The sequence below is a fragment of the Caulobacter sp. FWC26 genome (assembly GCF_002742645.2).
In the GTDB taxonomy this organism is placed as follows: domain Bacteria; phylum Pseudomonadota; class Alphaproteobacteria; order Caulobacterales; family Caulobacteraceae; genus Caulobacter.
Map to the genome: position 1 here is coordinate 2,066,126 of NZ_CP033875.1, position 12,152 is coordinate 2,078,277.

A 12,152-nucleotide genomic window follows, 5' to 3' on the forward strand; every position below is an offset into this window, starting at 1 on the left:
TCGCACCATTCGCGCGTGCCGCGCCGGCTGAGTGAGCATCGGAGGCGAGATGAAGGGCAGTGCGATTGGCATTCTCGGCGCGGCCTGTCTGGCTGTCGGCTTCGGTGCGGGTTTCGTGCTCAGGCCGGTGATCTCGCCGGTCACTGCATCTCCGGCCGTCGCCGCCGGCGTCGCAGAGCCGAGCGAGGGCGAAGCGACCGCGGCCGTGCGGCGCCATCGCCTGTTCACGGGCACGTCGCTGGCGAACGCGACGCTGAAGCTCGGCGATTGCTCGCCGGGTGGGGTCGGTCCGGGCGTGACCTGCATGACGCAGATCGTGCTCGATCCGACCAGGCCGAACGCGAGCCCGCAAAACCGGCCAATCGGATTTGCCCGCGTCAACGGGCAGTGGGAAGTTGCGGTCTGGTAGCGGCGAGCGAGGACATTGGGCGCGCGCTCGCCTATGTCGACGCGTCCGGCGGGCTGTAGATTTCGAAGGGATTGCCATCGGCGAGATGGCCGAACGGTGTGAAGACGAACTCGCCGTCATCGCGGCCGACGGCGCAGATCACGTAGCGCGGTTCGCCGGTTGCTACGTCGGTGCATTCCATCAGCGCCAGGTCGCCACTGTTCGCGGCGCGCAGGAGCGTCTGGAAGTTGGCGCGGGCATGGTCGGGGATGCTCATCGCGCGCCTCCCCTGGCAAGCCGGTCGGCGAGCCAGCGGCCGGTGCTCGTCCATGCGATCGTCTCGCCGGTGGCAAGATCGAGCACATGGGTGCCGCCCGAGAAACCATCGACCACGGGATCGGAGGCGATGCCGGCCCATTGAAATCCCCAACGGCCGGTCAGCGCGAGGGCCTCGGCGCAGCGCGTCACGAAGGTGATCGCAAGCTGCGGATCTGCGGTGCCGGGATCGCGCAGCCAGAGCCGCGACGCACCGTGATCGGGTGTCACAGATAGATGAAACGGCTCGGCCGGCGGGTCTTCGCGGTCGTTCTCGGCCATCAAGGCGGCGTAGATGTCGAAGGCCCGGGCGACGTTGGCGGAGGTGCCGACATCGAGCAGGCAGGAATAGCGGGTGGAGAAATCGGTCATGGCGGGCTCCGGAAACGAAAAGAGCCCGGCGCTCGGGCCGGGCTCGGAGTGGGTTCGGGGTGGCGCGGCTAGTAGCCGAACTGCCAGGATGGCCAGGCCTGGCCGTCGTCGGCGGCGCGGATGGCGTCGGCGAGATAGGCGGGATCGCCTTCGACGACGACGGGGGCGCGCACCGGGGTTTCGTCGATGATCGTCACGCGGCCGACGATGCCGTCCTCGACCTCGACATGTACGGGAACGAGGTACTGGAAGACGACGCGGCGTGGCGACGGGTTGGATCGCGACATGGCGATGCTCCTTCAATCGGGGAAAGGACCGGAGCGGCCGAAGCCGCTCCGGGTGCTCGTCATTCGGCTGCGACAAGGTGCGCTTCGTCGTCGGTGGCCTCCGCCGTGACAACCTCGTCGTCGCCGGCGAGGAACGCGGGCAGCGCCGCATCGTCGTCCTCGCCGCCAGCCTCGACCTCCGGCGTGGACACCTCGGCATCGTCGATCAGGCGCAGCGGCTCGGGCAGCCAGCCGGTCTCGGCGAGCAGCCGCTCGGCCTCCTTGGCCATGTCGCCCTTCTTCAGGTGGTCGATGAGCTGCGCGGCCTGCTCTCCGACGCCCTCGCGAACCGCCTGCAGGATGCGGGGCTTGGTGACACGGTTGAGGTAATTGCCGAAGGTCGGGCGCCAGCCGGCCTCCACCAGATCGAGCCCAGTCGCCTTGGTCAGGCGGTCGGCCTGGGCGAGCCGCATGCCGAGCGTGTGCTGCGACACGCCGCCGGCGCTGTGCGGGTTCGGCCGCTCATAGAGCGCGTTGACGCCGTAGCTGACGCAATGCGCCAGCAGCGCCATCCGGCTGGCGTCGTCCAAGCCCGCGAGCCAGTCCCATAGGGCATCGTCGTCCTTCGGGATGTCGCCGGCCCAGGCGGCGTGACGGTCCTGCACCGCGCGGGCGGACGGGCAGTCCTTCAGCCCATCGTCCTGCGCCGGGAAGAAGACGTGCTTCACCCCGGCCTCCATGGCGCCCGTGTACATGCGGGTCATGAAGGTGTCCGACACCAGCTTGTGGAGCAGTGCGGTCATGGCGACGTGCGGGTTCTCCGCGACGGCGTTGCGCAGCGCGAGGGTGCGATAGGCCGTCAGCTCGATGACCAGGCGCTCGGGGAGCGGCTTGATCGCGTCGTCCTCGTCGTCCTCCGCCTCGACGGGCTGGCCGCCGATCGTGATGACGGCGCGCTGCACGGCCGGCGCACCGGGCTCATCCGACCGACCTTCGGTTTCGCCCCCATCGGCCTCGGCGCCGGGGTCGGGAGCCTCGTCCTCGGCCCGGACATAGCCGCGATCGATGGCGACGGTGCCGTCATGAGCGATGCTGATGAACACACCGGCGCGGGCGATGTCGGCGGCCTCGAATCGCACGGGACGGGTGTCGAAGGCCGACAGCGCCGTCTCGATCTCGCCGAGCCGCTGGTCGACCTCGTCGGGCAACTCATCGGCGTCCTCATATTCGGCCTCGAGCTTCTGGTACTCGGAGTTGAGCGCCGCGATCGTCGCCTGTTCATCCGCCGTCAGGTCGAGCGGTTCGCCCTGCAGCTCGCGCAGGCCGCGCGTTGCGTCGTAGGGGAAGCTGACCGCGACCTCGATCCACTTCCAGGCCTCGGCGGCGATGGTCTCTGCCGTCGCCTTCAGCTTCTCTGCGACCAGCCGATCGAGCAGCGCCGCATCCTGCAGCCAGCCGCCATCGTCGGACTGGAACAGGTCGCGCATGACGATGCCACCGGCCAGCTCATAGGCTTCGACACCGACGAAGACGGCGCGCTTGTCCGAAGCGCGCACCGTCGTCTCGGTGAGCATGCGACGGATTTGATAGGGCTCCTTCGACCAAGCGTCCTTGATCGCCTCCCAGACCTGCTCCTGGCGGGCATGGTCGTCGGTGACGGTGAAGGCCATGAGCTGGTCGAGCGTCATGCCGTCCTCGGCATAGACGTCGAGCAGGACGGGCGATGCGGCCGCGAGGCGCAGGCGCTGCTTGACCACCTGGACCGGGACGAAGAGCGCTGCGGCGATCTCCTCCTCGGTCTTGCCCTTCACCCGCATATCCTGGAAGGCGCGGAACTGGTCCAGCGGATGAAGCGGCGCGCGATCGATATTCTCGACCAGCGACACTTCCTCGGACAGGACCTCGTCGTCGCGCTTGCGCACGACGCACGGCACGGGGGCGATCTTGGCGAGGCGCTTCTGCTTGACCAGCAGCTCCAGCGCACGGAAGCGGCGGCCGCCGGCCGGGACCTCGAACATGCCGGTCTCCTGACCTTCGGCGTCGACCACGGGCACGACGCTGAGGCTCTGGATCAGGCCGCGACGCGCGATCGAGGCCGCCAGGTCCTCGATCGAGATGCCGGCCTTCACACGCCGGACGTTGGACTGGCTGAGCACCAGCTTGTTGAAGGGGATGTCGCGTGAGGACGACAGGATGATCTTCTGAACTGCAGTAGCCATCGGGGATTACTCCGCGACGGGCGCCGAGAGACTCTCTCTCAGCCCTAAACCCGTCACGAAGCGAAGCGCCGCCCTCTTCCTCTAAAGGGGGCAGCGCCACGGACCGGGAAACCAGAAAGGCACGGAAGCGCAGAGCCGGAGACACGCAAACCGCATCCCCGGCCTTGCGGAGATCAGGCCGCCCGATCGAGCAGCTTCTTAGCCTTGGCCTCCATGTCGAGACGGGCGTCCTGATGCGCCTTGTCGCGGGCAACGGCGGTGATGCCCTGCACGAAATCGAAGATCGACTCGGGCGGCCGGCCTTCCTCGGCCAGCACGGTGTCGATGATCTTGCTGGTCTCGGCCTTCGAAAAGCCGCGGCGGCGCAGGAAGTCGGTACGGTCCTCATCGGTGCGTGCCACGATTCTCTCGCGGGCTGCCTTTATGCCGTTTACGAAAGGCAGGGCTGAGGAGTTGGCGAAGTTCGCCAGCGCCGGCGCCGCCTCATGGGCGAAGCGGTTGGCGGCATATTTGGAGTGGCGGATGGTGATTTCCTCGAAATCCTCCACGCCCCATAAATTGCGATTCTGGCAGACCGCCCGCAGATAGAAGCTCGCCATGCCGAGCGTCTTGGCGCCCACCTCGGAGTTCCAGCAGTAGAAGCCGCGGAAATAGAGATCCGGCGAGCCGTCCGCCAGCCGTCCGGCCTCGATCGGGTTCAGGTCGTCGACGAGGAACAGGAAGACATCCCGATCGGAGGCATAGAGCGTCGTGGTGTCTTTGGTGATGTCGACGCGCGGATTGTAGATGCCGGTCGACCAGTCCAGCACGCCTGGCACCTTCCAGCGTGTGTCGCCCGTGCCGTTGCCGGCGATGCGCTGCACCGCCTCGACCAGCTCGTGGTCGAAGATGCGGCCATAGTCCGGGCCGGTGACGGCGCGCAGTTCGACACGGCCGTTATCGGTTTCGAGCGTCTTGATCTGCTCGGCCCGATTGGACGTCAGGCCATATTGCAGGTTGATGGCGGCGAGCGGCGCCGGGAGTTGGCGCAGATAGGCGGCCGGCGCGCCGACCAGGCCGGCCAGTTGGCCGAAGCTCCAATGGGTCGGGGCGATAGGCGTATCCGTGCCGGGAAGGATCAACGCCAGGCGTTCCGGGTCGCGGCGGTTCGCCTCCACATGGATGAGTGCGCTTTCCACGACACGCGTCCGGCTGCGGTCGGCCCGGTCGCGAACGGAATGCGCCAGCTCGGACAGAGATAGATAGCGCTCATCCGCTGGCCGGGAGAACCATTCGGACGAGACGCGGCCGATCTGCTCGCCACGGCTGACATCGACCTTGTAACCGCCACGCGCATCACTGCGCGCATCGAGGACCTGTATGTTCATGGGACCAATCTCCACGACGGGCACCGGAAGCTCTCTCCCAGCTCTCAACCCGTCACGGAAAACCGGTCCGCACTCTCACTCTCAGGGGGCGTTGCGGGGTCTCCCCGCAGAAGGGGTCGACCGAGACAAAGGCTCGGCCGCCGGGGAATGCTTTCCCCTCAAGGTCATCTCTGGAAGCCTCGACGGCCCACAACTAGGACATCGGCCGCGCGATCAGCTCCCGCAGGGGCCGCAAGCACCCCGTTGAATCCCCAGGATGGGTTCGATATAAAGTTCCTGTTTTGTTCCTGCGTTGATTGAGGGAAGCACAGCCGGTCGAGATGTCGCCCACACTGGTCTGGCCGGCTGGGCGGCTGAGCTTCGCATCCCACGGGTCGAAAGAATGGTTAGGAAACTCTGTGGTAGAGAGGAAACGGTGGCGCTTTTGGCCTGATTCCGATAGCGTTGGCGAAGCAAGCGAGAGCCAAAAGCATCTGAGCAGGCAACAGTATAGCGAGGCCCAACCAAAGAAAGGAGGCGAGCATGTCGACTAAGCAAATTCTCGCACTCCTGAACTCGCATATCGACGGGGATGAGGACCAGCTCCTGTCGATCGCCTTGCAGATCGCCGCTCAGGAAGCTCGCCAGGGCCGTGCGGATGACGCTGAGAAGCTGAAACGGCTTGTCCAGAAGGCACGTGATCAGCGAGGGACCGGCAAACCTGCCGGCGGACAGACCCCGATCCCGCTCGCCCGGCCGCGCGGCGAATTGCAGGGCCTCGTCGAGAGCGCCTATCCCAAGGTTGCGCTCTCGAGCATGGTGCTCTCCGATGAAATTGCCAAGCGGCTGGGCCGTGTCGTCCGCCAGCAGCAGGAGCGTGCGACCCTGCGTGAGCACGGACAGACCCCCGCCACGCACATGCTCCTTGTTGGCCCGCCCGGAACGGGCAAGACGATGACGGCCTCGGCCTTGGCCGGCGAACTGCGGCTGCCGCTGTTCACGGTCCGGCTCGAATCGCTGTTCAGCCGGTTTTTCGGCGAGACCGCCGGCAAGCTGCGCTTGCTCTTCGACCAGATTGCGCAGACCCGCGGCGTCTATCTACTTGATGAGTTCGACGCGATCGGCTCTCGCCGAGGCCACCCGAACGATGTCGGCGAAATACGACGGGTTCTGAATTCGGTGCTGGCCTTCATGGAGGAGCCAAATTCAACCGACAGTCTCGTGCTGGCCGCGACCAATCATGTCGAGATCCTGGACGAAGCTCTGGCGCGTCGTTTCGACGAAGTGGTCGAATATACATTGCCAGACGCGACGTCAGCGCGGGCCATCGTTGAACGTCGGCTTGGCAAGTTCAAGTTCGCGTCGACGGTATGGCCCGGCATTGAAAGCGTGCTCGAAGGCCTGAGCCAGGGCGAGTTGGTCCGCGCGGCCGATGCCGTCGTCAAGGACGCCATCCTGGAAGGCGCCTCGAAGGTATCGCCCGATGCCTTGCGTGACGCGCTCCAAAATCGACAGACTTTGAAGGGCAAGTTCCGTCGCCAACCCGGCCGTTAGGCAGGCTCCGCCGAACGGATCGAACGGAACGCGAATGAAGAAGTAGGAGCCTATGGCAGAGCCCGATAATTTCGACACGAGAGACCGCGCGCATATCTCGATCGACGTCTTTCGTGAGACCGCGGCCTATACCTTTCCCTCACGCAATCAGGAACGCAAACCCCTCCGGGGAGACTATACGGCGCATGCGACGCAGCTCCTCGACCAGCTCGCAGCGGCGCTGGGGACGGTTCCGGCTGCCGCTGCCGACCCGCGCCTGCCCATACAGGGGCTGAAATCCGGTACTGTCGTGGAGGTCACGACGCTGCCGCCAGCGGAAGACTCCCGGATCAAGGCCGTGAAGGTGCCCGCGGCGCTGGAGTTTCCTACACAGGACGTTGTGATCTTGCGATCGGAGCGCAACGAGGACCGCACCGAAAGCGCCTTGGTGTTCGTGCCGGATGATGCCCGCGCCTTCCTGCGCAATCGCATCGCTGACTATGGACGCGATCCCGGCAATCAGAGACGCCCCGATGCCGAGCGGTTCGAGGTGATCGAGGAAGTCAGGGCTGCAGAAGCCGTATCGCTGTTCACCGGCGAGGTGGATCTGGCTGCGCCCGACATCCTATGGTGGGAGCTCTGGGTTCGCCAGCCGGTCGCACTAGCGGATCGCCTGGTGGCGGCGGCCCGCAATGCGAACATCGATGTGCACGGCGATCGCCTGATCTTTCCCGACACGACGGTTGTCTTCATTCACGCGGTTGCTGCGGCGGTGGCAGCGTTCGCGGCGCGCGTGCCAGGCGCCATCACCGAAATTCGCCGCGCGACGGGAACGATCGAGCCTTTCCTCGACCGTGGGGAGACCGGTCTTGGACAGCATGACTGGGTGGAAGAGCTGGCGCAGCGCGTGAGCCCGCCGTCTCCTGACGCTCCCGTGGTCTGTACGCTCGACACTGGCGTGATGGCGGCTCATCCGTTGATTGCGCCCGGCCTGCGCGGCGCTTGGGCTTACGATCCCGCCTGGGGTGCGGACGATCACCAGCCGCATGGCGGTCACGGCACGCCGCTTGCGGGGCTCGTACTCTACGGCGACCTGGAACCGTTGATGAACGATGAGCGTCCTGTCGAACTCACCCATGGCGCCGAATCCATGAAGCTGCTGCCGCCCGGCGGGTTTCCGCCAACAAAGCCGCCCAGCTACGGTGTGGTGACCCAGGGCGCCGTCAGTTCGGTCGAGATCGAGCGCCCGGATGTGGTGCGGAGCTTTTGCATCGCCACGTCCGCCACCGATTTCCCTCCAAGCCGGCCATCGACTTGGAGCGGTGCGATCGACCAGATCGCGGCGGGGGCCATGCCAGGCGAGGCTGATGACACCGTCCCGGCCGCGGAACGACCGAAGAGGCTGATCGTCGTCGCCACCGGGAACGTCTCTGGTGGCATGGCGGTGGACGTCCTTCCTTCGCAGCCTCTGGAAGACCCGTCACAGAGCTGGAACGCCCTGACCATCGGCGGCTTCACGCGCAAGGAGCAGCCGCCGGCGCCGCCGCCGGTGTTGCAGGCCGCCGTTCCGGCCAATCACCGCAGCCCGTTCAGTCGTGGCTCACAGTCGCTGCCCGACGACCTGACGCCGATTAAGCCGGAAGTCTTGTTCGAGGCCGGCAATATGATGTCGGACGCGACCGGCTTCTGCGGCTGGGACCCGGCCGTCTCTCTCCTGTCGGCCGGCTCCGATGTGACGGCTGAACCGCTTGTCCCGTTCTGGGCGACGAGCGCTGCCGCCGGCATGGCCGGAAACTTCATCGGCCGCCTGCAGGCGGCTCGGCCGGACCTGTGGGCGGAGACGCACCGCGCACTGACCGTGGATTCGGCCCGATGGCCCGAACCGATCCGGAGAAAGTTCATCGGCACCGGTGCCCACTGGAAGACCGGGAAGGCGGCCACCAAGGGCAAGAAGCAGGAGATGCTTCGCGAGTTCGGTTACGGCGTACCGGACATCGAGCGAGCGATCCTGTCGGCGCGCAATGACGCCACGCTCGTCGCCCAGGCCGAGATTCAGCCCTTCGCGATCGGTGCGGACGGCCGGACCGGCGTGTTCAATGAGATGCACTTCTACGATCTGCCTTGGCCGAAAGCAGCGCTGGAGAAGCTCGAAAACGAGATTGTCACGATGAAGGTGACCTTGTCGTATTTCATCGAGCCGAACTTGGCGGGCAAGGCGGCGACCCGACCGGACACCTATCGTTCTTTCGGGCTGCGGTTTGACATGAAGAAGCGCACCGAGACGGCAGCGCGCTTCCGTAGCCGGATTTCAGCGAGCCAGGCCAAGGACGGCACCGAAGCCGATGGCGAGGCCAGTTGCTGGCTTCTAGGGCCAAAAGCTATCCAGGCGGGGTCGCTGCATTGCGATCTGTGGCGCGGCAGGGCGATCGAACTGGCAGGTCACGACGCCATCGCGGTCTATCCGGTCGGGGGATGGTGGAAGTCGCACGTCGGCCAGAAGCGGGTGGCTGATAAGGCGCGGTACGCTCTGGTCATTTCCATCTCTGCGCCCGGCCAAGATGTCGATCTCTACAGTGAGATCAGCACGCTTGTTGAGAACAAAGAGATAGAAGTGCTACTCGGTTAGCGTACCGATTAAGAGGGCGGGACAAAGCCGCAGTGGGCGGGTTGGGCGGGCATGGACGCTCTCGTACCGGTGTTCAAGGGGCACTTCACTCTTGAAGGCCTACGGCGTTACGCGAACAGGCGAGCGACCTCGGCCATCGGGAGGAAAAGACGGCGGCCGGCGTTATCCAAGGGAAGGAAGTCGTAGGCGCGGTAGAAAGCTCCTGCGGCTTCGTCCTTCGCGTCGACCAGGATGGCGAATGTGGTGATTTCGCTGCGCAGCGCTCGTGCGAAGGCGTCCAAAAGCATGTGCTCGCCCAGTCGGCGTCCGCGATGGCGCCGATCGACGGCGAGTCGCCCGAGCAACGTCGCCGGTACGACGGGGTAGCGCGGCAAGCGCTTCGTCAGCGTTGCCGGAAGGTTGGACAGAGCGATCGATGTTCTGGCAAGTGTCGAGAACGCGAGAGGCGTGAGATCACCCTCTACGAGGACGAAACAGGAGGCGACGCGTCGGCGAACGTCCTGACTGGCTTGGGTGCGGAAATATCGGTCTAGCGCGTCCACGCCGGACTCGAACCCGGCGCGATCGTGAGTGTCGTCGAGTGTCTGGATCAACAAGGGCTAGCGAGCATTCGGCTCATGCGCCGCGACCGACGCCATATAGCGCCGAGCGGCCGCGGAAAGTCGCGAGCCGGGCTCTCGGGGGTTCAGGAGAGCCTCGGCGAAAGCGCGGCTTTCATCAACCGCTAGCTTGACCGACTGCAGGTCCTCAAGGGTGCGCACGGCGGCCTCATGCACGCTCGAGATGACAAAATCCGTGAGCGTTCGGCCCTGCAACTCGGCAGCACGGAGGAAAAGTTCCTTCTGATCAGAGGACACACGCGCCTCCAATCGCTCGCTGCGGGCCGCGACCCGCCTTTTCGCCGCCGTATGTTTCATGGGCCATTGCCTTAATGATCGCCTGAAGGCTATTGTACGGCTTACAGCCGGACGCATCAAGGGGGTGAAGGCGAGCCTTTGGGCGGTTCAGCTTCTTGGTGCGCGGTAATAGGCGCACAAGACCATGAGCACGAACGACGATCAGACACCTTCTCGACCCGACCTTCCGGCCGGCTGGGCGGTGGTCCGCGTCGACCAGGCCGGCGCCGTTCGACTCGGCCGTCAACGGTCCCCGGATCAAGCCATGGGCGAACACCTGACCAAATATATTCGAGCCGCGAATATCACCCCTGCGGGTATCAATCTTGATGACCTGCTGGAGATGAATTTCACCCCGGCCGAGCAGCAGGTGTTCGGTCTTGAGGTGGGGGATGTCCTGCTGACCGAAGCCTCGGGGAGCGCTAGCCAAGTCGGCCGATCAGCGATCTGGCGCGGTGAGGTGCAGCCCTGCTGCTATCAGAACACGGTCATCCGTTTTCGCCCCCATCTAACCACGCCCGAGTATGCGTTGATCGTATTCCGACAAATGGCCGTATCCGGCGCCTTCGCTCAAGCCGCTCGAGGTGTCGGCATTCAGCATCTCGGCGCTTCGCGATTCGCAGAACTAGACTTTCCATTGCCACCGTTGAAGGAACAGGCGCGGATCGTTGCCATAGCTGACCAACGCTTGACCGAAATCCGCGAGGCCGAGACGCGACTCCAGTCCGCATTGCGGCTTCTGGATGAGCAGCTCCGAGAGGTGCTCGCTGCGGCCGTTGCCGGTGAGCTGGTCGCGCAGCGGGATGAAGAGCTATCCGAGCGCAGCCGCACGCCGGCGAGCGCGGCGCGCGCTGAACCAGATCTATTCGGTCAAAGCGAACGGGCGCCTAACCTAGAAGGCTTTGACCCGGTGCTTCCCGCGGGCTGGGCTTGGTCGCGCGTCGATGGGGCGGGCGAGGTGACCCTCGGCCGCCAGCGTTCACCCAAGCATGAACGCGGCAAGCACATGCGGCCCTATCTTCGGGTCGCCAACGTCTATGAGGATCGGATCGATACCTCGGACGTGCTCCGCATGAACTTCGAGCCTGAGGAAGTGGCCATCTATGAATTGCGCGACGGGGACATTCTGCTGAACGAGGGACAGAGCCCTGAGCTGGTGGGTCGCCCAGCGATCTACCGAGGTGAGGTGCCGGGCGCGTGCTTCCAGAATACGCTTATACGCTTCAGAGCGTATGAGCACGTGGACCCCAATTACGCGCTGTTGGTCTTTCGACACTACATGCATTCGGGTGTTTTCAAATCCATTGCCCGGTGGTCGACCAACATTGCCCATCTAGGCTCAGGACCTATTAAATTGCTTGCATGACGGGCGTTGCTCTGATTCCCGATAGGGATCGGGGAGGCGTTGATGAGCGATCTTTTGTGGTTGTCGGACAGGCAGATGGCGGTGATTGCGCCGTTCTTTCCGTTGGCGCACGGCGTACCTCGGGTGGATGACCGGCGGGTGGTGTCGGGGATCGTGTTCGTGATCCGGAACGGCCTGCGCTGGCGCGATGCGCCGTCGGCCTATGGGCCGCACAAGACGCTGTATAATCGGTTTGTGCGCTGGAGCCGCCTGGGGGTGTTCGACCGCATCTTCGCGGCCCTGGCCGGACAGGCGGGAGAGCCGGACGCCATCATGATCGACAGCACCCACCTGAAGGCGCATCGCACGGCGGCGAGCCTGCTCAAAAAGGGGATGTTCCCCGCCGCATCGGGCGAACCAAGGGCGGCCTGAACTCCAAGCTGCACACCGTCTGCGACGACCGGGGGCGGCCCCTGGTCATGCTGCTCACCGAAGGCCAGATGAGCGACCACAGGGGCGCCGCCCTCATGCTGGGCGCCCTGCCGCGCGCCCGCGTCCTCATCGGCGACAGGGGCTACGACAGCCGCGGCTTCCGCGACGCTCTCGCCGCCCGCGGAACCGACGCCTGCATCCCCTCAAGCCGCAGCCGCAAGATCCCAATCCCCCACGACCCGGCCGTCTATCGCCGCCGACACAGGATCGAGAACCTCTTCGCCCGCCTCAAGGACTGGCGCCGCATCGCCACCCGCTACGACCGGTGCGCCCACACCTTCATGGCCGCCATCACCATCGCCGCCATCATGATCTTCTGGATCAATGAGTCCTGAGCCTAGGCCTAGAGCGATA

The 12,152-nt window shown here is 65.2% G+C and carries 12 protein-coding genes; 5 read left to right on the forward strand and 7 right to left on the reverse strand.

Annotated elements, in window-relative coordinates:
* The first annotated feature begins 49 nt into the window (after positions 1-49).
* A complete protein-coding gene (locus CSW63_RS11365) occupies positions 50-409 on the forward strand; it encodes a hypothetical protein (RefSeq protein ID WP_099503661.1) in 360 nt (119 codons plus the stop codon).
* A 31-nt stretch (positions 410-440) separates the two neighbouring features.
* On the opposite strand, the gene CSW63_RS11370 is transcribed toward CSW63_RS11365, so the two are convergent.
* The 5 genes from CSW63_RS11370 to CSW63_RS11390 form a co-directional block, all read right to left on the reverse strand.
* A complete protein-coding gene (locus tag CSW63_RS11370; protein ID WP_099503659.1) occupies positions 441-665 on the reverse strand; it encodes a DUF6117 family protein in 225 nt (74 codons plus the stop codon).
* Positions 662-1,075, reverse strand: a complete 414-nt coding sequence (locus tag CSW63_RS11375; RefSeq protein WP_099503657.1) for a hypothetical protein — start codon at positions 1,073-1,075, stop codon at positions 662-664. Before CSW63_RS11375 ends, CSW63_RS11370 begins: the two co-directional genes overlap by 4 nt.
* 68 nt (positions 1,076-1,143) lie before the next feature.
* Positions 1,144-1,362 (reverse strand): hypothetical protein, encoded by a 219-nt coding sequence (locus tag CSW63_RS11380; RefSeq protein WP_099503655.1) that lies wholly within the window; start codon positions 1,360-1,362, stop codon positions 1,144-1,146.
* 59 nt (positions 1,363-1,421) lie between these two features.
* Positions 1,422-3,560 carry a ParB/RepB/Spo0J family partition protein gene (locus tag CSW63_RS11385; RefSeq protein ID WP_099503653.1) on the reverse strand — a complete coding sequence of 713 codons (2,139 nt, stop codon included), beginning with the start codon at positions 3,558-3,560 and terminating at the stop codon, positions 1,422-1,424.
* Positions 3,561-3,733: 173 nt separating this feature from the next.
* Complete coding sequence (locus tag CSW63_RS11390; RefSeq protein WP_099503651.1) at positions 3,734-4,927, reverse strand: DUF932 domain-containing protein; 1,194 nt, start codon at positions 4,925-4,927, stop codon at positions 3,734-3,736.
* A gap of 522 nt (positions 4,928-5,449) precedes the next feature.
* On the opposite strand from CSW63_RS11390, the gene CSW63_RS11395 reads away from it, so the two are divergent.
* Complete coding sequence (locus tag CSW63_RS11395; RefSeq protein WP_099503649.1) at positions 5,450-6,460, forward strand: AAA family ATPase; 1,011 nt, start codon at positions 5,450-5,452, stop codon at positions 6,458-6,460.
* Positions 6,461-6,512: 52 nt separating this feature from the next.
* Positions 6,513-9,065 (forward strand): S8 family peptidase, encoded by a 2,553-nt coding sequence (locus CSW63_RS11400; RefSeq protein ID WP_099503647.1) that lies wholly within the window; start codon positions 6,513-6,515, stop codon positions 9,063-9,065.
* 107 nt (positions 9,066-9,172) lie between these two features.
* Here the strand turns inward: CSW63_RS11400 and CSW63_RS11405 are convergent, their stop codons facing one another.
* Both CSW63_RS11405 and CSW63_RS11410 read right to left on the reverse strand, forming a co-directional pair.
* The gene (locus CSW63_RS11405) at positions 9,173-9,658 is read right to left on the reverse strand and encodes a GNAT family N-acetyltransferase (RefSeq protein ID WP_246842051.1); all 486 of its coding nucleotides are present in this window, start codon (positions 9,656-9,658) and stop codon (positions 9,173-9,175) included.
* Between the two features lie 6 nt (positions 9,659-9,664).
* Positions 9,665-9,982, reverse strand: a complete 318-nt coding sequence (locus CSW63_RS11410; protein ID WP_099503642.1) for a DUF1778 domain-containing protein — start codon at positions 9,980-9,982, stop codon at positions 9,665-9,667.
* A gap of 124 nt (positions 9,983-10,106) precedes the next feature.
* Here CSW63_RS11410 and CSW63_RS11415 point away from each other — a divergent pair, with 124 nt between their 5' ends.
* Both CSW63_RS11415 and CSW63_RS11420 read left to right on the forward strand, forming a co-directional pair.
* Positions 10,107-11,327 (forward strand): restriction endonuclease subunit S, encoded by a 1,221-nt coding sequence (locus CSW63_RS11415; protein ID WP_099503640.1) that lies wholly within the window; start codon positions 10,107-10,109, stop codon positions 11,325-11,327.
* A gap of 42 nt (positions 11,328-11,369) precedes the next feature.
* Positions 11,370-12,133 (forward strand): IS5 family transposase gene (locus tag CSW63_RS11420; RefSeq protein ID WP_099503638.1). Its coding sequence is split into 2 segments (ribosomal slippage): positions 11,370-11,703 and positions 11,703-12,133, totalling 765 coding nucleotides; the frame shifts between segments, so codons are not numbered across the junction.
* The last annotated feature ends 19 nt before the right edge of the window (positions 12,134-12,152 follow it).

Bases quoted from the DNA above. Each gene is read 5' to 3' on its own strand.
- CSW63_RS11390 (WP_099503651.1), bottom strand. From the start codon at position 4,927: ATGAACATACAGGTCCTCGATGCGCGCAGTGATGCGCGTGGCGGTTAC.
- CSW63_RS11395 (WP_099503649.1), top strand. From the start codon at position 5,450: ATGTCGACTAAGCAAATTCTCGCACTCCTGAACTCGCATATCGACGGG.
- CSW63_RS11400 (WP_099503647.1), top strand. From the start codon at position 6,513: ATGGCAGAGCCCGATAATTTCGACACGAGAGACCGCGCGCATATCTCG.
- CSW63_RS11370 (WP_099503659.1), bottom strand. From the start codon at position 665: ATGAGCATCCCCGACCATGCCCGCGCCAACTTCCAGACGCTCCTGCGC.
- CSW63_RS11385 (WP_099503653.1), bottom strand. From the start codon at position 3,560: ATGGCTACTGCAGTTCAGAAGATCATCCTGTCGTCCTCACGCGACATC.
- CSW63_RS11365 (WP_099503661.1), top strand. From the start codon at position 50: ATGAAGGGCAGTGCGATTGGCATTCTCGGCGCGGCCTGTCTGGCTGTC.
- CSW63_RS11375 (WP_099503657.1), bottom strand. From the start codon at position 1,075: ATGACCGATTTCTCCACCCGCTATTCCTGCCTGCTCGATGTCGGCACC.
- CSW63_RS11380 (WP_099503655.1), bottom strand. From the start codon at position 1,362: ATGTCGCGATCCAACCCGTCGCCACGCCGCGTCGTCTTCCAGTACCTC.
- CSW63_RS11410 (WP_099503642.1), bottom strand. From the start codon at position 9,982: ATGAAACATACGGCGGCGAAAAGGCGGGTCGCGGCCCGCAGCGAGCGA.
- CSW63_RS11415 (WP_099503640.1), top strand. From the start codon at position 10,107: ATGAGCACGAACGACGATCAGACACCTTCTCGACCCGACCTTCCGGCC.